21 protein-coding genes and 2 pseudogenes are annotated in these 21,893 nt (G+C 65.3%); 22 read left to right on the top strand and 1 reads right to left on the bottom strand.

Going from position 1 to position 21,893, the window contains the following annotated elements:
* Window positions 1-90: 90 nt before the first annotated feature.
* The 22 genes and pseudogenes from rpsD to QF047_RS08790 all read left to right on the top strand — a co-directional run bounded on the left by rpsD (window position 91) and on the right by QF047_RS08790 (window position 20,561).
* Window positions 91-717, top strand: a complete 627-nt coding sequence (gene rpsD, locus QF047_RS08685; protein ID WP_306633790.1) for a 30S ribosomal protein S4 — start codon at window positions 91-93, stop codon at window positions 715-717.
* A 146-nt stretch (window positions 718-863) separates the two neighbouring features.
* Window positions 864-1,238: a DUF948 domain-containing protein gene (locus tag QF047_RS08690; RefSeq protein ID WP_306633788.1), complete on the top strand. Its 375-nt coding sequence runs from the start codon at window positions 864-866 to the stop codon at window positions 1,236-1,238.
* Window positions 1,239-1,255: 17 nt separating this feature from the next.
* A complete protein-coding gene (locus QF047_RS08695) occupies window positions 1,256-1,498 on the top strand; it encodes a hypothetical protein (protein WP_307275695.1) in 243 nt (80 codons plus the stop codon).
* A gap of 132 nt (window positions 1,499-1,630) precedes the next feature.
* Complete coding sequence (gene alaS, locus QF047_RS08700; protein ID WP_307275698.1) at window positions 1,631-4,309, top strand: alanine--tRNA ligase; 2,679 nt, start codon at window positions 1,631-1,633, stop codon at window positions 4,307-4,309.
* A gap of 7 nt (window positions 4,310-4,316) precedes the next feature.
* Window positions 4,317-4,916 carry a Holliday junction resolvase RuvX gene (gene ruvX / locus QF047_RS08705; RefSeq protein ID WP_306633784.1) on the top strand — a complete coding sequence of 200 codons (600 nt, stop codon included), beginning with the start codon at window positions 4,317-4,319 and terminating at the stop codon, window positions 4,914-4,916.
* Window positions 4,913-6,643: an endolytic transglycosylase MltG gene (mltG, locus tag QF047_RS08710; RefSeq protein WP_307275705.1), complete on the top strand. Its 1,731-nt coding sequence runs from the start codon at window positions 4,913-4,915 to the stop codon at window positions 6,641-6,643. Before ruvX ends, mltG begins: the two co-directional genes overlap by 4 nt.
* Window positions 6,640-7,500, top strand: a complete 861-nt coding sequence (locus QF047_RS08715) for a shikimate dehydrogenase (RefSeq protein WP_307275707.1) — start codon at window positions 6,640-6,642, stop codon at window positions 7,498-7,500. Before mltG ends, QF047_RS08715 begins: the two co-directional genes overlap by 4 nt.
* A gap of 26 nt (window positions 7,501-7,526) precedes the next feature.
* On the top strand, window positions 7,527-8,726 hold the full coding sequence (aroC, locus tag QF047_RS08720; RefSeq protein WP_307275710.1) for a chorismate synthase: 1,200 nt from the start codon (window positions 7,527-7,529) through the stop codon (window positions 8,724-8,726).
* Complete coding sequence (locus QF047_RS08725) at window positions 8,727-9,293, top strand: shikimate kinase (protein WP_307275712.1); 567 nt, start codon at window positions 8,727-8,729, stop codon at window positions 9,291-9,293.
* Window positions 9,290-10,381: a 3-dehydroquinate synthase gene (gene aroB, locus QF047_RS08730; protein ID WP_306633774.1), complete on the top strand. Its 1,092-nt coding sequence runs from the start codon at window positions 9,290-9,292 to the stop codon at window positions 10,379-10,381. The genes QF047_RS08725 and aroB overlap by 4 nt, the downstream gene beginning before the upstream one ends.
* Window positions 10,381-10,900 (top strand): annotated as a pseudogene (locus QF047_RS08735) (tetratricopeptide repeat protein). Before aroB ends, QF047_RS08735 begins: the two are co-directional and overlap by 1 nt.
* Window positions 10,901-11,072: 172 nt before the next feature.
* Entirely contained in the window at window positions 11,073-11,636 is a 564-nt protein-coding gene (gene efp, locus QF047_RS08740; protein WP_142037103.1) for an elongation factor P, read from the top strand.
* Window positions 11,636-12,046, top strand: coding sequence for a transcription antitermination factor NusB (gene nusB, locus QF047_RS08745; protein WP_079596206.1), 411 nt, complete (start codon window positions 11,636-11,638; stop codon window positions 12,044-12,046). Before efp ends, nusB begins: the two co-directional genes overlap by 1 nt.
* Before the next feature lie 137 nt (window positions 12,047-12,183).
* A pseudogene (locus QF047_RS08750) lies at window positions 12,184-12,913 on the top strand (GntR family transcriptional regulator).
* A gap of 149 nt (window positions 12,914-13,062) precedes the next feature.
* On the top strand, window positions 13,063-14,067 hold the full coding sequence (locus QF047_RS08755; RefSeq protein WP_306639063.1) for a sugar phosphate isomerase/epimerase: 1,005 nt from the start codon (window positions 13,063-13,065) through the stop codon (window positions 14,065-14,067).
* Window positions 14,068-14,126: 59 nt separating this feature from the next.
* On the top strand, window positions 14,127-15,884 hold the full coding sequence (dhaL, locus tag QF047_RS08760; RefSeq protein ID WP_307275717.1) for a dihydroxyacetone kinase subunit DhaL: 1,758 nt from the start codon (window positions 14,127-14,129) through the stop codon (window positions 15,882-15,884).
* Complete coding sequence (locus QF047_RS08765; protein WP_307275725.1) at window positions 15,881-16,363, top strand: ribose-5-phosphate isomerase; 483 nt, start codon at window positions 15,881-15,883, stop codon at window positions 16,361-16,363. Before dhaL ends, QF047_RS08765 begins: the two co-directional genes overlap by 4 nt.
* A 2-nt stretch (window positions 16,364-16,365) precedes the next feature.
* Window positions 16,366-17,358, top strand: coding sequence for a 3-hydroxyacyl-CoA dehydrogenase family protein (locus tag QF047_RS08770; protein ID WP_307275727.1), 993 nt, complete (start codon window positions 16,366-16,368; stop codon window positions 17,356-17,358).
* A gap of 28 nt (window positions 17,359-17,386) precedes the next feature.
* Window positions 17,387-18,154, top strand: a complete 768-nt coding sequence (locus tag QF047_RS08775) for an SDR family NAD(P)-dependent oxidoreductase (protein ID WP_307275730.1) — start codon at window positions 17,387-17,389, stop codon at window positions 18,152-18,154.
* A 12-nt stretch (window positions 18,155-18,166) separates the two neighbouring features.
* A complete protein-coding gene (locus tag QF047_RS08780) occupies window positions 18,167-18,331 on the top strand; it encodes a hypothetical protein (RefSeq protein ID WP_307275732.1) in 165 nt (54 codons plus the stop codon).
* Between the two features lie 46 nt (window positions 18,332-18,377).
* The gene (locus QF047_RS08785) at window positions 18,378-19,730 is read left to right on the top strand and encodes an MFS transporter (RefSeq protein WP_306633754.1); all 1,353 of its coding nucleotides are present in this window, start codon (window positions 18,378-18,380) and stop codon (window positions 19,728-19,730) included.
* 9 nt (window positions 19,731-19,739) lie between these two features.
* A complete protein-coding gene (locus QF047_RS08790) occupies window positions 19,740-20,561 on the top strand; it encodes a triose-phosphate isomerase family protein (RefSeq protein ID WP_307275737.1) in 822 nt (273 codons plus the stop codon).
* Between the two features lie 41 nt (window positions 20,562-20,602).
* On the opposite strand, the gene QF047_RS08795 is transcribed toward QF047_RS08790, so the two are convergent.
* On the bottom strand, window positions 20,603-21,883 hold the full coding sequence (locus tag QF047_RS08795) for a PrsW family intramembrane metalloprotease (RefSeq protein ID WP_373427756.1): 1,281 nt from the start codon (window positions 21,881-21,883) through the stop codon (window positions 20,603-20,605).
* Window positions 21,884-21,893: the final 10 nt, after the last annotated feature.

The raw sequence follows: 21,893 nt of genomic DNA on the forward strand, positions 1-21,893 counted from the left end.
GCGCCCAGTAGCAAAAGGCAGCGGTTGGCCGATGCTCTCCATCGTGGAGGCCAGTAACACTGACACACCGCAGATATTGGAAGGACACAAGTGGCTAACAACACTCGTGCTCGCCGTCAGGCCCGCCTCTCGCGGTCCCTCGGCATCGCTCTGACCCCCAAGGCCGCCAAGTACATGGAGCGCCGCCCGTACGGCCCCGGTGAGCATGGCCGTGCCCGCAAGAAGCAGGACTCCGACTACGCCGTACGTCTGCGCGAAAAGCAGCGCCTGCGCGCCCAGTACGGCATCCGCGAAGCACAGATGACCCGTGCGTTCGAAGAGGCCCGCCGCACCAAGGGCCTGACCGGTGAAAACCTCATCGAACTGCTCGAAATGCGTCTTGACGCCCTGGTCCTGCGTGCCGGCTTCGCCCGCACCATCGCCCAGGCCCGCCAGCTCGTTGTGCACCGCCACATCCTGGTTGACGGCATCCGCGTTGACCGCCCGTCGTTCCGCGTCGGCGAGGGCCAGCTGGTCCACGTCCACAGCCGCAGCGAAACCATGGTTCCGCTCCAGGTTGCAGCAGCAGGCGCCCACCGCGACGTCCTGCCCACCGTTCCCGCTTACCTGGACGTCAAGCTGGAGGCCCTCCAGGCACGCCTGGTCCGCCGCCCCAAGCGCACCGAGATCCCGGTGACCTGCGAAGAGCAGCTCGTCGTCGAATTCTACGCACGCTAAATCCCAGCAGCGTATACAAAGAAGCCCGTGGCAAGCGCCGCGGGCTTCTTTGTATGTAAGGTACTTGGGGGACATCTGCGGCAATGGGCTTCACGAAGCATCCGCCGATGGCATGAACCACAGAATTTCGAGGAGATGAAACGTCTATGTCTGGTGGCGATATTGCCGGCCTGATCGCTGCCGGAGTGTTTGCGCTCCTGGTGCTGCTGCTGGCAGTGCCCATCCTGAAGCTGGGCAAAGTCCTGGACGAGGTGCGTACGTCCATCAGGTCACTGAGCGACGGCGCCACGCCCTTGATGGACGAGGTCACCGCTACCGTGTCCACCACCAACCAGCAGCTGAAAAAGGTGGACGGCATCTCGTCCAACGTCTCGGATGCCTCGGCGAACCTGTCCGCTTTGTCCTCTTTGATTGCCGCGACCGTGGGCTCGCCGCTCATTAAGGTGGCAGCGTTCAGCTACGGCGTCCGCACCGCACTGGCCAACCGCAAGAAACCCGCTGCCGGCCGCCGCAGCCGCTGAACCCCGGAGAACCTGAAATGAAACGACTTGTCTGGATGGGAATCGGCGTGGCCATCGGTGTCATCGCCTTCCGTAAAGTGACTGAAGCGCAGGCCAGCATGCAGTCCACGCTCGGCCCCCAGGGCCTCAACCGGGCAGTGGGCCGGCTCACCGACGGCATCTACGACTTTGCCGACGCCCTCCGTGAGGGCATGCTCGAGCGGGAAACCGATCTCCGTGCCGCCCTCGGGGTGGACTCCGGGGAGCCCGCCCGGCGCTGACCCGGCAACCAACCAGGCAGCGGTCCGGCCGCAGCACTTTAGAACCAACCGGCAGCAACGGTCCCCACGGAACTGCCAAGTGAACGAACTTCCGCGCATCGGCGTGGACCAAGAAGGGTAAGTAAACAGCTCATGAAGTCGCAGGAGATCACAAAGCGCTGGGTGGACTTTTTTGTCAGCAAGGGCCACACGGCGGTTCCCTCCGCATCGCTGGTCTCCAGCGACCCCTCGCTGCTGTTCACGGTTGCCGGCATGGTTCCGTTCATTCCCTACCTCACAGCCCGCGAGGAACCCCCCTACTCCCGCGCCACCAGCGTGCAGAAATGCATCCGCACCGGCGACATCGAGGAAGTGGGCAAAACCGCACGGCACGGCACCTTCTTCCAGATGTGCGGCAACTTCTCCTTCGGCGACTACTTCAAGGAAGACGCCATCAGGTTCGCCTGGGAACTGCTCACCAAGAGCGTTGACGACGGGGGCTACGGCCTCGCGCCGGAACTGCTGTGGGTGACCGTCTACGAAGAGGACGACGAAGCCAAGGACCTCTGGCTGAAGAACACCGGCGTTCCCGCCGAACGCATCCAGAAGATGGGCAAGTCGGACAACTACTGGCACACTGGCCAGCCGGGGCCGGCCGGTCCCTGCTCCGAGATCTACTACGACCGCGGCCCCGCTTACGGGGTTGAGGGCGGCCCGCTGGCGGACGAGACCCGGTACATCGAAATCTGGAACCTCGTGTTTATGCAGTACCAGATCGAGAACGTCCGTTCGAAGGAAGACTTCGATGTTGTGGGCGAGCTGCCCAAGCGCAACATCGACACCGGCCTGGGCATGGAGCGCCTCGCCATGATCCTGCAGGGTGTCGAGAACATGTACGAAACGGACCAGGTCCGTCCCGTCATCGACAGGGCGGCCGCGCTCTCCGGCAGGGAATACACATCCGCCGAGACTCCGGACGATCCCCACCACACTGACGATGTGCGCATGCGCGTGGTGGCCGACCACATCCGCTCGGCCCTGATGCTGATTTCCGACGGCGTGACCCCCTCCAACGAGGGCCGCGGCTACGTCCTGCGCCGGCTCATCCGCCGTGCCGTGCGTTCCATGCGGCTCCTGGGCGTCGAGCAGGCCTGCCTGCCGGAGCTGCTGCCCGCCTCCCGGGACGCCATGAAGGGCGTCTACCCCGTGGTCGAAACCGACTTCGCCCGGATCAGCCGGATTGCCTATGCCGAAGAGAAGGCCTTCCTGCGCACCATCGCCTCCGGCACTGCCCGCCTCGAGGACGCCGTCAAGGAATCCAAGGCCGCCAACAAGCCGTTGTCCGGCGCCGACGCTTTCGCCCTCCACGACACCTACGGGTTCCCGATCGACCTCACGCTGGAAATGGCTGAGGAAGCCGGGCTCAAGGTGGATGAGGCTGCCTTCCGCAACCTGATGCAGGAGCAGCGCCAGCGCGCCCAGGCCGACGCCAAGGGCAAGAAGGGCGGCCATGCGGACCTCAGCGCGTTCCAGGAACTGCTCGGCCAGGGCGAGACGGTCTTCACCGGGTACACGGAGCTCGACGGCGAATCGCGCGTCCGCGGCATCCTCACCGGAGGACGGCCGGTACAGCAGGCCTCCACGGGGGACGAGATCGAACTGGTGCTCGCCGAGACCCCGTTCTATGCAGAAGCCGGCGGCCAGGCGGCTGATACCGGGCTAATCACCGGTGACGGTTTCGTCGTCGAGGTCCTCGACGTGCAGCGCCCGCTGAAGGGCCTGAGCGTGCACAAGGCGATTGTCCGGGAAGGCGAGATCGGCGCCGACTCACTGGTCCGGGCCGCCGTCGACCGCGAACGCCGCCATGCCGCCGAGCAGGCGCACACCGGCACGCACATCGTGCACGCGGCGCTGCACCAGATCCTCGGGCCGGAAGCCACCCAGCGCGGGTCCTTCAACAAGGCCGGCTACCTGCGCTTCGACTTCGCCTGGGGCGAGGGCCTGAGCACGGCAACCCGCTCCGAAATCGAAGAGGTCTCCAACCTCGCCATCCGCAACAACTTCTCCGTGGAAACCAAGGTGATGGGACTTGCCGAGGCCAAGGCCCTGGGCGCCATGGCCCTCTTCGGCGAGAACTACGGCAGCGAAGTGCGTGTTGTGGAAATCGACGGCGCGTGGTCCCGTGAGCTCTGCGGCGGTACGCATGTGGCCAACACCTCACTGATCGGCAGCCTCTCCCTGCTGGGCGAACAGTCCGTTGGCTCCGGAAACCGCCGCGTGGAGGCTTTCGTCGGCATGGACGCCTTCCGCCACCTTGCCGCCGAGCGCGCCCTCGTGAATGAACTGACGGACATGCTCAAGGTTCCGTCCGGCCAGCTGGCCGACAGGATCGCTGCCACCCTGGCCAAGCTCAAGGCCACGGAGAAGGAGCTGGACCGCCTCCGCAAGGAACAGCTGGCGGCTTCGGCGGCCCAGCTGGTCAACAGCGCCAAGGATGCCTCGGGCGTCAGCGTCATCGCGCATGATGCCGGCCAGATCAGCGGCGCGGACGACCTCCGCGGCCTCGCGCTGGACCTCCGGAACCGCCTGGGCTCGGCTGCGGCAACCGTGGCCGTGGCCGGCGTTGCCAACGACCGCCCGATGATCCTGGTAGCCACGAACGAGGCTGCACGGGACGCCGGGGTCAAGGCAGGCGCCCTGGTCCGGCTCGCCGCAGGCATCCTCGGCGGCGGCGGGGGCGGCAAGGACGACGTCGCCCAGGGCGGCGGAACCGACGCCACCAAGGTAGCCCCCGCACTGGCAGCCGTCGCGGACGCCATCGCGCGGCGATAAGGCACCGATGACCAATCCAACAGCGGCCGGCGGCAGCCCCCAGGGCGTCAAACTGGGGATCGACGTCGGCACCGTCCGGGTGGGTGTGGCCATCTGCGACCGTGACTCAATCCTGGCTACTCCCTACAAAACGCTGGACCGGAACCCGAAAAAGAACTCCGATATCCGGGTCATCGCCAACCTGGTGCAGGAACTTGGTGCAGTGCAGGTCATCGTTGGCCTGCCCCGCACCATGAAGGGTGAAGAGCACGCCTCTGCGAGGATGGCCACGGACTACGCCGGGCTGTTGGCGGCAGAGCTGGCAGCGCGGGCTCTGGCCGTCCCGGTGAACCTGGTGGATGAGCGCCTGAGCAGCGTCACGGCGCACCGGAACCTCCATGAAGCTGGCATGAGCAGCAGGAACCACCGTAAAGTAGTTGATCAGGTCGCGGCGGCAGGCATCCTTCAGCACGCCCTCGACATGCAGAAAGCCAGGGGAACGGATGTCGGCCGACGCGTAACCGCGCCCTCCCCTTCCGTGGATCCGGGGGCCAACGAGGTGGATAACTCTGTCCGCGTCGCCCCGGAGGCCACGCACCGATCTCCAGATAATGGAAGGCAACAGTGAGCCCTGCCAACATTGACGACGCTTCCGGCCCCTTGGACGCCGGGGCAGCGAGGCCGCTGACCCGCAAGGAAATCCGGGCGCGGGAGAAGACCTCGAACACCGGGCTTCAGGGCACCGTCCCTGAGCAGGCGTACGAACAGGCGTACGAAACAGGACACGACGTGCCGCCCGTACCCGCCGAGCCGCCAGCCGCGGTGGCCCCTCCGGCTCGCGAAGAGCCCGCCTCGGCTCCTCCGGTCCCCGAAGAGCAGCCCGTTCCGGCCGCTCCGGCAGCACCGCCGTCCATCCAGGATGTCCATCAGGATGAGCCGCAGTCCGCTCCGCATTCCTTTGAGCAGCCGGTGGAAGCCGACGTACATCACCACACCCACGCGTCGGATGCGCCTGCTACCCAGCTTCATGAGGCGATTCCTCACGAGGACGTCCACGCTTCCTACGAGCCGGCCCTGGCCGGGCACCAGCACGCAGCGGACATGCACTACGACGGCGGCGTCCACTATGCAGAGGGTCACGGCCACCACGAGGGCCTGCCTCATGACGAGACCCTTCATCACGACGGGCATTACGGCCAGGGGCACTACGAGGATGCGGACTATGACGACGGGCACGACGACGGGCACCACGAGTTCCTGCCCGGCCCTGCGGCCGCAACGGTAGTGGCCAAGCCGTCCAAAAAGGTCCGTCGGCGCCGCAGGCTGCTGGCGCTGTTTCTGACCCTTGCAGTTTTTGTCACTGCAGTCGCCGTCGGCGCACAGTTCCTCAAGCCCCTGCTGGGCAATGACAAGCCCAGCGATTTCCCGGGCCCCGGAACGGGGGAAGTTGTGGTGACCGTCCAAAATGGCGAAGGCACGCGAGCGGTGGCCAGCGCCCTGGAAAGCCAACACGTGGTCGCGAACGCCGATACCTTCCTGCAGGCGTTCACCGCCTCCGGGGGGACGCTCGCCCCGGGCGACTACACCTTCAAAACCGAGATGAAGAACAGCGACGCCGTGAACGTGCTGCTCGGCAAAGACAAGACCAAGGTCATCTACTTTGCCCTCAGTGCCGGGCTCCGTATTGGCGAGTCACTCCAGGCCATCTCGGAAGGATCCGGAGTCTCCATCCAGGATCTGAAGGCCCTCAGCGACCAGCCGGCCGAGTTCGGACTGCCCGCCGGCGCAAAGAACCTGGAAGGGTTCCTGGCGCCGGGGGAGCACCGCTACCCGCTCGGCACCTCCGCGAAGGACATCCTTCAGTCTCTGGTGAAAACCACCGTTGACGAGCTTGTCTCGCAGGGCATTACCGATCCGGCCAAACAGTATGAAGCCGTGGTTGTCGCCAGCATCGTCCAGGCAGAGGGCGGCCAGGCGGACTACGGCGACGTGGCCGGTGCCATCTACAACCGGCTGAAGCCCAATGACCAGACCGGCGGGTTCCTGCAGGTGGACTCGGCCGTGACCTATGGCCTTGGCACCAGGAGCTTCAACTTCACGGACGAGCAGCGCCAGGACAAGTCGAACCCTTACAACACCTATGCCAACCCCGGCCTGCCCCCTGGCCCCATCGGTTCGCCGGGCAAAACGGCCATCGATGCTGCCGCCAGGCCAAAGGCCAACGATTACCTGTACTGGGTGACCGTCAACCTCGACACCAAGGAGACGAAGTTCTCCCGCACCCTGGCGGAGCACAACGGCTACGTTGAGCAGTACAACGCCTGGTGCACGGCAAACGTCGGCCGCTGCACATGAGTCTTCGGGCAGCCGTCCTGGGCCACCCGATCAGCCACTCCAAATCGCCGGCGCTGCACCACGCGGCGTACAGCAGGCTGGGCGTCGGCATCAGCTACACGGCCATTGACGTCACCGAGGAACTGTTGCCGTCGCTGATGCGCCAGGTCCGGGACCAGCCGGGCTGGCGCGGACTGTCCGTCACCATGCCCTTGAAGGCGGCCATGGTGGCTCAGGTGGATGAGGTCCGCGGCGTGGCCCGGACCCTGGGTGTTGTGAACACGGTGTCCTTCGAACAGCACGGGAGCGGCTTCCGGACCGTCGGGTCCAATACGGACGTTGCCGGAATCGTAAACGCGGTCCGGCACGCGGGCGCCCGCACACCGGAAGCACCCGTGGTCCTCGGTGCGGGCGGAACGGCGGCAGCCGCCGTGGCGGCCCTGAAGGAACTCGGCGCGGGTTCGGCCCGCATCTTCGTGCGCGATCCCGCACGCGCCGCGGATGTCCGTAACGCTGCGGACAGCCTTGGCATCGACGTGGACGTGCAGCCCATGACGGAAGCCGCGGCACCTACGGCTGCTGCCGACGTCGTCATCTCCACCCTGCCGCCGCGCGCTGCGGACGGGCTGGCCGCCGAAATCGCCGCCCTGAAGACCCCCACGCCCGGTGTTTTACTGGATGTGGCCTACGATCCCTGGCCCAGCCTGATCGCGTCCGTCTGGCAGGCCGGCGGCGGCGCCGTAGTGCCCGGTCTTGAAATGTTGCTGTACCAGGCCGTGGAACAGGTCCGCCTGTTCAGCCGGCTCGAAGAGGAAGTTAACGCATCCGTCATAGATGTGATGTGTGACGCAGTCGGCCTTCCCCGACGGGCGTTGTAACCGCCATACGTGGCAGGATGGAAAATATGTTGCGTTGGTTGACTGCCGGTGAATCCCATGGTCCGGCTCTGATGGGAATTATTGAAGGCGTCCCCGCCGGTGTGGAAATCACCAGCGGGCACATTGCCGATTCACTGGCCCGCCGGCGCCTGGGCTACGGACGCGGCGCACGCATGAAGTTCGAACAGGACGTGGTGACCATCCTGGGCGGCGTGCGGCACGGAATCACGCAGGGCGGTCCCGTGGCCATCCAGGTAGGCAACACCGAATGGCCCAAATGGGAGCAGATCATGTCTTCCGATCCCGTTGACGCTGAAATACTCGCCGACCAGGCCCGCAACGCGCCCCTGACGCGGCCCCGCCCCGGCCATGCCGACTTCACCGGGATGCAGAAATACGGGTTCGACGAAGCCCGCCCCGTCCTGGAACGCGCCAGCGCCCGCGAAACCGCCACCCGCGTGGCCCTCGGCACGGTTGCCGCACAGTTCCTGAAGCACCTCGGCATCGAACTCGTCAGCCACACCGTGTCCATCGCCAGTGTCACTGTCCCCGAGGGACGCCCGCTGCCAGTACCGGCCAATGTGCTGGCCCTGGACGCTGACCCGCTGCGCTGCTTCGACCGCGAAACCTCCGACGCTATGGTGGCCGAGGTAGATGCAGCCCATAAGGAGGGCGAAACCCTGGGCGGCGTTGTTGAGGTCCTCGCCTACGGACTCCCGCCGGGACTGGGAAGCTATGTCCACTGGGACCGCCGGCTTGACGGCAGGCTGGCCGCCGCCCTGATGGGCATCCAGGCGATCAAGGGCGTGGAAGTCGGCGACGGATTCCTCACCGCCGCACGCCGCGGCTCCGCGGCCCATGACGAAATCGTCAAGGACGCCGACGGCCGCATCATCCGCACCAGCAACCGGGCCGGCGGCATTGAGGGCGGCATGAGCATCGGTGACGTGCTCCGTGTCCGCGCAGCCATGAAGCCCATCGCCACTGTGCCCCGCGCCCTGAAGACCATCGACGTCAGCACCGGCGAGGCTGCCAAGGCCCACCACCAGCGCTCCGACGTCTGTGCCGTACCGGCCGCCGGCGTTGTGGCTGAAGCCATGGTGGCGCTGGTCCTGGCGGAGGCTGTCAGCGAAAAGTTCGGCGGCGACTCCGTGGCGGAAACCGCACGGAACATCAAGGGTTACCTGGACAACATCCCGGCGTCCCTGGACTCGATCGGCCAGTAAGTGCCGCACCGCAACAACACCCTTTCCGCGGGCCGTCCGGTGGTTCTCATCGGGCCCATGGCCGTCGGCAAATCCGCCATCGGTCACCAGCTCGCCCAGCAGCTCGGTGCCCCGTTCGTGGACACCGACGCCGTCATCGTCGCTGCCCACGGATCCATCGCAGATATCTTCGCCGGCCGTGGCGAGCATGCTTTCCGCGAGATTGAGGCGCGGACAGTCGCCGACGTGGTCGAAGCCGCAGAAGGCACCATCACCGTCATCTCCCTGGGCGGCGGCGCGGTGCTCGATTCCGGTACGCAGCAGCTGATTGGCCGCTGCACCGTGGTGTACCTCGAGTGCGACGCTGACACCGTTGCCGGCCGCATCGCCCGGAACTCGGTGCGGCCGCTGCTCGCAGGGGACGCGATGGGCCGCTGGAAAGCCATGTTCGCCACCCGCAAGCCGGTTTACGAGCGGCTGGCTGATATTACCCTGGACGTGCGCCACGGCTCGGTTTCCGAGCTGGGACGCCGACTGGAAGCAGCACTGCGGGACTACGCAGCTGCCAAACAGGAAGTTGAAAAGTGAGCGCCGAATCAACAGTCATCAAGGTCACCGGCGAATCCGCCGCCAACAACTACGACGTGGTGGTGGGGCGGGGACTGCTCGGAGACCTTCCCGGCCTGCTCGGTGAGCGGGTCCGGCGGGTCCTGGTCATCCATCCCCGCGCCCTCCGGCTCACCGGCGACACCGTCCGTGACGAGCTTGCCGCGGCCGGATTCACCTCGCTGACGGCGGAGATTCCCGACGCCGAAGAAGGCAAGCACATCCAGGTGGCCGCCTTCTGCTGGCAGGTCCTGGGGCAGAACGATTTCACCCGCTCCGACGCGATTGTCGCCGTCGGGGGAGGAGCCGTCACCGACCTTGCCGGCTTCGTTGCCGCCACCTGGCTCCGCGGCGTCAAAGTCATCCACATGCCTACCAGCCTGCTTGGCATGGTGGACGCCTCCGTGGGCGGGAAAACCGGCATCAACACTGCCGAAGGCAAGAACCTGGTGGGGGCCTTCCACCCGCCGGCCGCCGTCCTGGCAGACCTGGATACGCTGAACACCCTGCCCCGGAATGAGATCATCTCGGGAATGGCGGAAGTCATCAAGTGCGGATTCATCGCCGACCCCGCCATCCTCGACCTTGTTGAGAAGGACCCCGAAGCCGTGGCGGACCCGCAGTCGGATGCCCTCCGCGAGCTCATCGAGCGGGCCATTGCCGTGAAGGCGAAGGTTGTCTCGGAGGACCTCAAAGAGTCGGGCCTCCGCGAGATCCTGAACTACGGCCACACGCTGGGCCACGCCATCGAACTGGTGGAGCGGTACTCCTGGCGCCACGGGGCCGCTGTCTCCGTGGGCATGATGTTCGCCGCCGAGCTTGCCCGCAGCGTGGGGCGGCTCAACGATGCCGACGCCGACCGGCACCGCAGCATCCTGGACGGGCTGGGGCTTCCGGTCACCTACCGGAAGGACCGTTGGCAGGGCCTGCTCGACGGCATGCGGCGGGACAAGAAGTCCCGCGGCGACCTGCTGCGTTTCGTTGTCCTTGACGGCGTGGCCAAGCCGGGGATCCTGGATGTCCCGGACACGTCGCTGCTGTTCGCCGCCTACCAGGAAATTGCTTCCTGATGCAGGGCGACATGGAAGGCACCACGGACTGGCCCGAGGCCGGGTTCCCGGGTATCCGCATTAACCCCGAATCACTGCTGCCGGAAATCGTGAACGAGGACGCGTGCCGGGAAGCGCTGGCGGTCTCCAGCGACCCGGCAGACCACATCTTTGTCCTGCTGGTCGAAGGGCACGCCGCTGAAGCTGCCGAACTGCTGGCCGAAGCGCGCTTCAAGGATCCCGAATCGTTCAAACTGCGGGCGTTCGAAGCCGAAGTGCTCCGGGTTTCCAACCGCCTGGACCGGGCCGTGGAGCTGTTCCGGCAGCTGCTCGTCGAAGTACAGGGGACACCCCGTGAGGCACTGGTCCTGCAGTTCCTGGGCAAGACCCAGTACACGGCCGGCCAGACCTCGGCCGCCGTTGAGTCCTTTGCCCGTGCCCTGGATTTGCGGGTGGCCGAATCTGCTGATGCCGCCCTGATTTACTCCTCCACCGTGGCCCTCCAGCGCGCCCCGGGACGTGCTGGACCTGGCCTGCTGACGCCCTCCGGCGGACACCATACCCGGGGCACCCCCGATTTACCGGTAGAATGGTACTTGAATTTTTTCGAGACCCGATTTTTGACAAACACGCGCTGGCGAGCCGATTGGCGTGCCCGCCCGGCATACAACGTCTGACAACGTGACCCAGACAAAGAAACCAGAGGAAACCAGTGGCAACCACTAACGACATCAAGAACGGAACGGTCCTGAAGCTTGAGGGCCAGCTCTGGAACATTATCGAATTCCAGCACGTCAAGCCGGGCAAGGGTGGCGCCTTCGTGCGGACCAAAATGCGCAACGTGATGTCCGGCAAGGTCGTGGACAAGACGTTCAACGCCGGGCTCAAGATCGAGACCGCCACCGTGGACCGCCGCGACTACCAGTACCTCTACCAGGACGGCGCGGACTTCGTGTTCATGGACACCTCCGACTACGACCAGATCACGGTCTCCGGTGCGACCGTTGGCGACGCCACCAATTTCATGCTTGAGAACCAGATGGTCAACATCGCCATCCACGAGGGCAACCCGCTCTACATCGAGCTGCCGCCGAGCGTTGTCCTCGAAATCACCTACACCGAGCCCGGCCTGCAGGGCGACCGCTCCTCCGCCGGCACCAAGCCCGCAACCCTGGAAACCGGCTACGAGATCCAGGTCCCGCTGTTCATCGAGAACAACACCAAAGTCAAGGTAGACACCCGCGACGGCAGCTACCTTGGCCGGGTCAGCGAGTAGTGAGCGCCCGCGGTAAAGCCCGAAACAGGGCCCTGGATGTCCTTTTCGAAGCCGAGCAGCGCTCGGTTTCGGCTTTCGATGTGCTTCGTGCGCGCCGGGAGAAGACAGACCAGATCATCAACCCCTACACCCTGGAAATCGTTGAAGGCGTGCTGTCCCAGCAGGCTGCGATCGACGAATTCCTCGAAACCTACTCGCAGGGCTGGAGTCTTGAGCGGATGCCGTCGGTGGACCGCATCATCCTGCGGATAGGTACCTGGGAGCTCCTGTACAACGACGACGTCCCGGACGGCGTGGCGGTGAGTGAAGCGGTGGCGCTGGCCAAGACGCTCTCCACCGACGAGTCGCCGCAGTTCATTAACGGCCTGCTCGGCCGGCTGCAGCAGCTGAAGCCTTCCCTGCTGGCATAGTCCCAGGACAGCGACATCAAGGAGCCCTGGCCGGGTCAGCCCGGCCGGGGCTTTTTTGTGCCATCGCCGTTTGCGTCAGCGGCGTTTATGTCATCGCCGGTCAACTGCAGATCCGGGCAACCCTATAGGATTTAACCATGCAGAAAGCCTCCGGCAGCACTGATGCCACTCCACCGGACCAGGTGGCTTCCCGCCGTTCCGGCCGCGCTGTAAACCGCCAGGTGCTGGCTGATCACGTTTACACCGAGCTCCTGGCGTCCCTCATGGATGGCCGTCTGGCGCCGGGGTCGGTAGTCAGCATCGACGGAACTGCCAGGGACCTCGACGTTTTCACCGACGCCGGTCCGCGAAGCGCTTGCCCGGCTGGAGCACACCGGAATGGTCCGCCGGGTGGCGCTCAAAGGCTACCGGGTGGCCCCGGTCTTCACCCGTGAGGACTTTGCCGAACTGATGGAGGCAAGGCTGGCCATCGAGCCGGTCAACGCCCGGCTTGCCTGCGAACGCATGGACAAAGGAGGCCTGGCGGAGCTGAAAAAGGCCGTTCGGGACTTGAAGTCCGCTCCGCGGGGACCGGCCTTCGCCGACTTCAAAGACTATCTGGAGGCCGACGAGCGGTTTCACCAGCTCATTGCGCGGCAGACCGGAAACCAGTTCATGGAAGCCGCGTATTCGGCTCTCGGCGGCCAGGTCCAGCGGTTCCGGCTTTTCGGGGGAGTAGGCATCACTGACGCGGAATGCGCCATAGCCGAGCATGAAGCCGTCCTGAAGGCTATCTCCGCCGGTGATCCCGGTGAAGCAGAAGCAGCCATGGCGGCGCACATTCAACAAGTGCGGTCGAGGGCGATCGCCGCCGCCCCGGAAAGTTGAACCGGCCTCAAGCCTGAACCCGGAAATCGAAAAACCGCCCCGCACGGCTGGCGCTCCTCTCCGGCACCCTCCTCTAACAACGTGATCTTGACAACATTTCCTCGATAGTAAATCCTATAGGAAAGACGATCCACGAAATGAGCAGACACTTGAGCTATACAGCAGACAACTGGCCGATCACAGCAGCGTTGCTGCAGTTCCCCTCTACCGACGCCGCCGGGGTGCACGTCAATGAGGCAGAACCTTCCGTATGGGCCGAAGTGCTGACTGAGGTCAAAGAAGCGGGGTTCGCGAACGCGGACCTCACTGACAGTTGGGTCCGTCCGGGCGACCTCGGCAAGGATCGCCTTGCCGAGTTCAAGCAGACAGCCGAAGAGGTGGGCATCGGCACACCGGTCATCTCTGCAATCCGCCGCAGCGTCATCGAGGAAGGCAACTGGGAAGCCAATCTTGCCTACAGCCACCGCACCATCGATGCTGCTGCGGAACTGGGCTGCGAGGTTGTGTCATTCGGACTCCACCAGGCGATCACGCCCGAGCAGCAAAAGCAGCTGTGGTTCTGGACGGTCGAAGGTCACAAGGATCCGGTGGGGGACAAGGAAGCGTGGAACAATGCAGTCTCCCGCCTCCGCGAGCTTGGCCGGCACGCCGCAGAGGTAGGCATCCTCCTCTCGCTCGAAATGTACGAAGACACCTACCTTGGCACCGCGGATGCATCTGTGCGGCTGGTCCAGGACATCGGGCTGGCCAACGTTGGACTCAACCCCGATCTCGGCAACCTGATCCGGCTCCACCGGCCCATCGAGGACTGGCGCGAGATGGTGGCGAAGACCCTGCCCTACTCCAACTACTGGCATATGAAGAACTACATCCGGGACGAGGACGTGGCCCGCGACGTGTACGTCACGATGCCGGCTCCGATGGAAAACGGCCTCATCAACTACCGTGAGGCCTTCAAGCTTGCCCTCTCCGTTGGCTTCCAGGGCATCCTCTGCACCGAGCACTACGGCGGGGACGGCCTCAGCGTGACCGCCAGCAACCAGGAATACCTGCGCCGCCATGTGCTCCCGAAGACGGACGGCTACGCACTTGGCCGGAGCCAGGTGGCCCAGGGGCGGCAGCAGCCGTCCACCCCTGAACTCAGCACCGTCTGACTGCAGCCGGGCGCTGGAACCCGGATACCGCTCCACCACCAAGGATTCAATGAGGAACCATGACCCAGATTTTTGACAACCCCGCCAACTTTGCGGATGAAGCACTCGACGGCTTTGTGGCAGCCAACCGGGGATATGTAGCCCGGGTGGACGGCGGAGTGGTCCGCTCCACCGAAGTTCCGGCCGGCCAGGTGGCCCTGGTGGTAGGCGGCGGTTCCGGACATTACCCCGCCTTCGCCGGCCTGGTGGGCCCCGGCCTTGCCACCGCTGCGGCCTGCGGCAACATGTTCGCCTCGCCCGCGGCCGGACAGGTCTACCGCGTGGCCAAGGCGGCGAACGCCGGTGGCGGGGTGCTGCTCAGCTACGGCAACTACGCCGGCGATGTCCTGCACTTCGGCCAGGCCCAGCTCCGGCTCAACGCCGAGGGCATCGAAACCCGCACGGTCACCGTGACCGATGACATTGCCAGCGCACCCATCGACCAGCTCGAGAAACGGCGCGGCATCGCCGGGGACCTGACGGTTTTCAAGGTCGCCGGTGCTGCCGCGGAAGCAGGCCTGAACCTTGACGACGTCGAGCGGCTGGCCATCAAGACCAACCACCGCACGCGTTCACTCGGCGTGGCGTTTGACGGCTGCACGCTTCCCGGCGCCACCGATCCGCTGTTCCACGTCCCGTCCGGCCAGATGTCGCTGGGCCTGGGCATCCACGGCGAGCCCGGAATCTCCGAGCACCCCATGCCCACCGCCTCAGAGCTCGCCGAACTCTTGGTCTCGAAGCTCCTCAACGACAAACCGGAAGACGCCGGCGACCGCGTAGTGGCAATCGTCAACGGCTTGGGGACAGTGAAATACGACGAGCTGTTCCTGCTCTTCGGAAAGATCGAAAAGCTCCTCACCGCCGCCGGCCTGACTGTGGTTGAACCGGAGTGCGGCGAGCTGGTCACCAGCCTGGACATGTCCGGGCTGTCCCTCACCCTGCTCTGGCTGGACGGGGAACTCGAACAGTACTGGGCCGCTCCCGCCGACACGCCGGCTTTCCGCAAGGGGAGCATGACGCCGCGGGCACCCCGCGCCAAGGCGGAGATCGACGACGCCGAAACGGCCAATGTCGAACAGCCCGCCCCCGCAGCGGCGGAGCTCGGCCGGCAAGCCGTGGCGGTCCTCGCCCAGGTGCGGGACGTCGTCGTCGAGCATGAAGAGGAACTCGGCAAGCTGGACGCAATCGCAGGGGATGGTGACCACGGCATCGGAATGCGGCGCGGTGTGGAGGCCGCGGCCGCAGCGGCCGAAGCTGCCTCCGGTTCATCGTTGGCCCGGATCCTGGCCGTTGCCGGGGAGGCCTGGAGTGAACGCGCTGGTGGTACCTCCGGCGCACTCTGGGGCTCCGCCGTCATCGCAACCGGCCATGCACTCGGCAATAAGGAAAGCTACAACGCCTCCGACGCGGCCGCCGCGGTGAAGGCCTTCGCCGGCGCAATCACCGAACTCGGCAAGGCCGACGCCGGGGACAAAACGATGGTGGACGCACTGCTTCCGTTCCGGGACGCATTCCTGGCAGAGCTCAAGGGCGGAGCTCCCGTCGACAGGGCCTTGGCGGCAGCCGCCGCGGCAGCTGAGTCCGCGGCATCCCGGACGGCCGGGCTGCGGCCCCTGAAGGGCAGGGCGCGCCCGCTGGCGGAAAAGAGCCTCGGCCACCCCGATCCCGGTGCTGTCTCCTTCGGACTGATCGCCGCCCGGATCTCGCACTACATCGATTTACAACTGACCCCCGATTCAGACCTGGCCGCTGCGGCCGGAAACGGAGTCCCAGCATGACCACAAACGAAGGCTGGCGCATCGTCGTCGGCAACGACGAAGCCGGTGTTGAATACAAAGATGCGTTGAAGGCGCTGCTGGAGGCAGATGGGCGCGTGGCGTCCGTCCTGGACGTCGGCGTCGGTGCGAACGACACGACCGCGTACCCGCATGTCGCCGTCGATGCTGCCCGGAAAGTGGCCGACGGCGAGGCGGACCGTGCCCTGCTGATCTGCGGCACCGGTCTGGGCGTCGCCATCGCCGCCAACAAGGTGCCCGGCATCCGTGCTGTCACCGCCCACGACGGATACTCCGTTGAGCGCTCCGTCCTGAGCAACAACGCCCAGGTCCTCACCATGGGCCAGCGCGTCATCGGCCTTGAACTGGCCAAGAAACTGGTGGGCGAATGGCTTGACTACCGTTTCGACGAAACCTCAGCCTCCGCCGCCAAGGTGGACGCCATCTGCTCCTACGAACCCGATTACACAAAGGCAGTCTGAACATGAGCGAAACAACAAGCACCCCCGCCGCAGCGGATGCAAACAGCGGCCGCAGGATCGCCGTCGTCGGGTCCGGCTACATGGGCGGCGGGATCGCCCAGGTCCTGGCCCTCGGCGGGGCACGAGTGGCACTCGCAGACGTGTCGGCCGAGGTGGCACAAAGCAACTATGAACGACTCCTCGCGGAATCGGACCAGTTTGTTGCCGACGGCCTTTTCCCGGAGGGTTCCACCGAAATCCTGAAGCAGAACCTGTGGGCCGCCAAGGACATCGAGGAGGCCGTGGCGGACGCGGATTTCATCGAGGAAGCCGTCCCCGAAGTCATCACCATCAAGCACCAGACCCTGGCCCGCATCAGCGCCGCCGCCAGGCCGGACGCCATCATCGGCTCCAACACCTCCACCATCTCCATCGCCGAACTGTCCGAGCCGGTGACAAACCCGGAACGGTTCCTGGGCGTGCACTTCTCCAACCCGTCACCGTTCATCCCCGGCGTGGAAATCATCCCGCACGCCGGGACCTCGGCAGCTACTGTCGGCATCGTACGCGACCTGGTCCATGCCGCGGGCAAGCAGACAGCTGTAGTCAAGGACGTCACCGGCTTCGTGCTCAACCGCCTGCAGTACGCGCTGTTCCACGAAGCCGCGCAGCTGGTGGAGCAGGGCATCGCGACGGCGGATGACGTGGACACCCTGGTCCGCACCACCTTCGGCTTCCGGTTGCCCTTCTTCGGACCGTTCGCGATTGCGGACATGGCCGGGCTGGACGTGTACAACTTCTGCTACAAGTCCCTGCAGACCGACTTCCCCGAGCGCTTCGCAACGCCGAAGATCCTCACCGACCTGGTGGAGGCCGGAAAACTCGGCACCAAGACCGGAGCGGGTTTCCTCAACGTCCCGGCAGAGCGCACACCCGAGCTGATCGCCTACCGCAACAAGGCCTATGTCGCCATGCAAAAGCTCATTGAAGACCTCGGCCCCGCGCCCATCAGCTAGCACCTTCCATCTTTCCCCAGGAGCAACCATGAGCAGTTTTCCCGCACAGCGCACCGCCATTGTTACCGGTGCAGTTTCCGAGCGCGGCATCGGCCGCGCTACCGCCAACTACCTGGCCGCCCAGGGCTGGAACATCGGCATCATCGACCTCGATGACGCTGACTGTCAGCTCGCGGCCAAGGAGATCGCCGCCGAGTACGGCGTCCAGGCCCACGGCGTTGGTGCAAACGTCGCCAGCGAGGCGGAGGTACGGGCCGCCATCGACGAGTTGGAAGCTGCGCTGCCCCAGATCGTGGCCCTGGCCAACGTTGCCGGTGTCAGTTCCCCCGTTCCCTACCTGGAACTGGACGCGGCCGAATGGGACCGCGTTCTGAACATCAACCTCAACGGCGTCCACTACGCCACCCGCCGGGTGGCCGAGTCCATGGTGAAGAACCGGATCGGGCGGATCGTCAACATCTCCTCCGTCTCAGCCCAGCGCGGCGGCGGCACGTACTCCAAAACGCCTTACTCCGTGGCGAAGGCCGGCGTCATCGGCCTGACCCGCTCCACGGCCAGGGAACTGGGGGAGTACGACATCACCGTCAACGCTATTTCCCCCGGCCCGATCGACACGGACATCATGGGCGGCACCCTCAGCCAGGAACGCAAGGACGAACTGACGAAGGACCTCGTGGTCAACCGGGTCGGGTCCACGCGGGACATCGCAGCAGCCATCGCCTTCCTCATCAGCGAGGACGCCGGATACATCTCCGGCCAGACGCTGAATGTGGACGGCGGACTGTACATGCATTAAGGAAGGCCAGCCTTGGCACAGAACAGCAACCGGCCGGCGCGGCTCTCACCCGCGCGGCCCCCGTCAGCAATACCAGCCCAAACCACCGGGTCCTGGAGCCGGGCACGCCGGATCTACCTCGCCGTAGGCATCGTTGCCTGCATTGCGGGGGCCATGATGATCGCGCTTTCGCTCTAGAAACCCAGCACCCCATGCATCTGATGTACTCAAAGAGGAGTTTTTGATGTCCCTATCCGCAACATCCACCAAGGAGCTCCTGGACTCGCCGGTCCTGAAATCGGCGATTTCCAAGGCTTCCCGCCGGCTTATGCCCATGCTGGTGATCCTTTATGTGGTCGCCTTCCTGGACCGCACCAACGTAGGCTTCTCCGAAGCGGCCCTTGGGGTCGACAAAGGTATTAGCGCCGGAGCCTTCGCCCTCGGCGCCGGAATCTTCTTCATCGGCTACGCCCTGTTCGAAATTCCGAGCAACCTGCTCCTGACCAAGTTCGGGGCGAAGGTGTGGCTCGCCCGCATCGCCATCACCTGGGGCATCGTGTCCGCCTGCTTCGCGTTTGTCCAGGGCGAGACATCGTTCATCATCCTGCGGTTCCTGCTGGGCGTCACCGAGGCCGGGCTGTTCCCGGGCGTCATCATGTTCCTGGCGGCGTGGTTCCCCAACAAGGTCCGTGTGAAGATGTTCGCCATTTTCTACCTGGCCCAGCCCTTCTCCCAAATGATGGGCGCACCGCTGTCCGGCTGGCTGATCAACATCGGCGACCAGGTGCCCGGAGTCCAGGGCTGGCAGGTCATGTTTTTCGTCGAGGGCATGCTCGCAGTGGTGGCCGGCATCGCCGCATACTTCTTCCTGATCAACAGCCCGCAGGACGCCAAGTTCCTGAACAAGGACGAAAAGGGCGCGCTCCTGGAAGTCATGGCGCTGGAGGACACGGTGAAGGAAGAGACCGGCCCCCGCGGCGTCCTTGCGGCCATGAGGAACGGCAAGGTCTGGTACTTCACCATCATCTACTTCTGCCTGCAGATCGCCGTTTACGGTGTCACGTTCTACCTGCCGCAGCAGGTGGCGCAGCTGACCGGCCAAAAGGTGGGCCTCGCCGTCGGCCTGATGGCAGCCATCCCGTGGTTCTTCGGCATCTTTGCTTGCTACTTCATCGGCAAGGCCGCCAACACCCTGGTCCGCCGCCGGGTCTGGGGCACCGGGCTCTTCATCTCCACGGGCCTCTGCATCTTCGGTTCGGCCTGGGCCGGCACCAACCACCTCCCGGCGCTCGGCATCATGTTCATCACCCTGGCCGTGTGCAGCTTCCTCTCCATCGGCCCCATCGCGTGGTCCTACCCCACGGCGTTCCTCACGGGCACGGCCGCAGCTGCAGGCATCGGCCTGATCAACTCGCTCGGAAACCTCGGCGGCTTTGTTGCGCCCATCCTGCGCACCAGCGTCAACGGGATCGCGGCTGACTCCACCGGCTCCGCAGGCGTCTTTGCCCTGGGCGTGCTGCCATTCCTGGCCGCCATCATGATGTACGCCACCAAGCGGTTCCGCAACAAGGCGGACGACCTGCTCGACACCAAATGAGCGCCTCCTGTGCCTGAAGGCAGTCCCGGAAGGGTACCGGCCCTGACCAACACCGTGTACGTCGGGGTCAGCACCAAGATGTACCTCGGTTACCGGGACAGCCTGGACTGGCTGGAGCGGCTGCGGCACGAAGTGGACACCCGTCCGGCCCTCGCGGCCGGGCGGGTTGTCCCGTTTGTCATCCCCTCGTTCCCCGTCCTGCCCGCTGCGGCACAGCTCCTTTCCGGCTCGCCGGTGTTGCTGGGCGCCCAAAACTGCGGTTGGGCTGACGGTGCCTGGACAGGGGAGGTATCGCCTTCCCTCCTGGCAGAGCTCGGAGTAAGCCTCGTAGAAATCGGGCACGCCGAACGGCGCCGGCATTTCGGCGAAGACAGCACGGTGATCGCACGCAAGGTCCTGGCAGCAGATGCCGCAGGGATGACTCCACTGCTGTGCGTCGGTGAGGAAACCTGCGGTGACATGACAGAAGCCGGCGCAGCAGCGGCAGCCGGTTTCGTCCACCAGCAAATCAAGGACGCGGTAGGCGGTGACTGGAAGGCGGCATCCCGGCTCATCATCGCCTACGAGCCCGTCTGGGCCATTGGGGCAGCAGAACCGGCCAGCGCCGACTACGTGTCCGCGGTAGTGCGTTCGCTCCGCGTGCTGCTCGGCGCCAATGAAGCGGAGGCGGGAGTAACGCTGCAAAGCCTGCCGGTCATTTATGGCGGCTCGGCAAAACCAGGACTCCTGCCCACGCTGGCCGGTGTTTCGGGGCTCTTCCTGGGCAGGTTTGCCCACGATGCCGCAAACTTCGGAAAAGTGCTGGATGAGGCACTATTGCTGTCAACGTAGAGTGCCGTCCGCCGGTAGCCGGCCGCTGCGGGGCTGGGAGTTTAACGCGCGACGGCGGCCCGCAAGGCCAGGATGCGCTGCAGCTGCTGGCGCTCCTCAGCCTGGTGCAGCTGCACGTCACGGCCGCTGAGGATGCGCTGCCGCGTGTTGGCCAGCTGAGTGGCGGCTTTCGTGAATTCCTTCATCTGCCGCTTCCTGCCGTAGCTGCCCGCCCAGCGGAGTGCAGTGCGGCGGCCGCCGAAGGTGGCGAGGAGCTCCACCTCGGCAGGGGTGAACCAGCCGGCCGCGGAGTATTCGAGCAGGCGTTGGCGGGTCAGGCGCTTCTCCGCCACCCGCAGCAGGATGATGCCGGCCACGGCCAGGAAGAAGATGGGAACCTGGACCAGGATGTAGTCCACCAGGAAGCCCTGGCCCATGCTGTTCCACCTGTTGTGCAGGAACATGGCCGGCAGCAGCCCCAGGACCAAGGCTGCCACCGCGACGCCGGTACCTCCGCGGCGGGCGGCGAACCCCATGACCAGCCCGGTGGTGCCCGTGAAGATCGCATGGGCGAAGGGCGACATCACGCCGCGGAGGAAAAACACCTGGGCGAAATCGCCGGCCGGGTCTGCCGATTCGGCGATGGCCCTGCCGAAGTACAGGATGTTCTCGGTGAAGGCGAAGCCGCCGGCAATGGTGAAGGCGAAAACCACCCCGTCAACGGGCCCGTCAAAGTGCCGCCTGGCCAGCAACAACAGGAGCAGCAGCCCCAGGGATTTGGCGAACTCCTCCACGATCGGCGCCTGGACCGTGGCCATGAAGGTCTGCAGGTCCGCTTCATCGGAAAACTGGAAGCCCAGGACAAAAAACGGCTGGATCAGCAGGGTAACTGCGATGGACACGGCCGCGCCCCACGTGAAGGCGAAGAACAGGAGGCGCTTTGGCTCGGGTTCCCATTTATCGATGACGTGGACAGTCAGGAGGACTACCGACAAGGGGATCAGCGAAGCAAGGAAACCTATCAGGAACCCCGCCGCGCCTATGTTCGACAACAGGAACGGCACCACCAGGAAGAGGCTAAGGAAGGCCAGGGCACTGCCGCCGATGGTCAGCGCAACAAGGCTCCCGCTCCGGACCCGGCCGGCCCTGACAGCGCTGCCTTGAACCCCGGGCGGCACGAAGGCATCCACTGGATGACCCTGGTGCCCGGGGGCCGAGCGGTAGTTGCCAGGCTGCACCTGGCCCATCCAGGTGGGGTTGGCTTCGCGAGGGAGCGGGGTCCCGCCGCCCCGGAAGGGATCTTCAGGCGGTCCGGACGCAGGGTAGCGGGGATGCATCGACATATCCGAAAGC

It is taken from the genome of Arthrobacter sp. W4I7 (assembly GCF_030816215.1).
Classification (GTDB): Bacteria; Actinomycetota; Actinomycetes; order Actinomycetales; family Micrococcaceae; genus Arthrobacter; species Arthrobacter siccitolerans_A.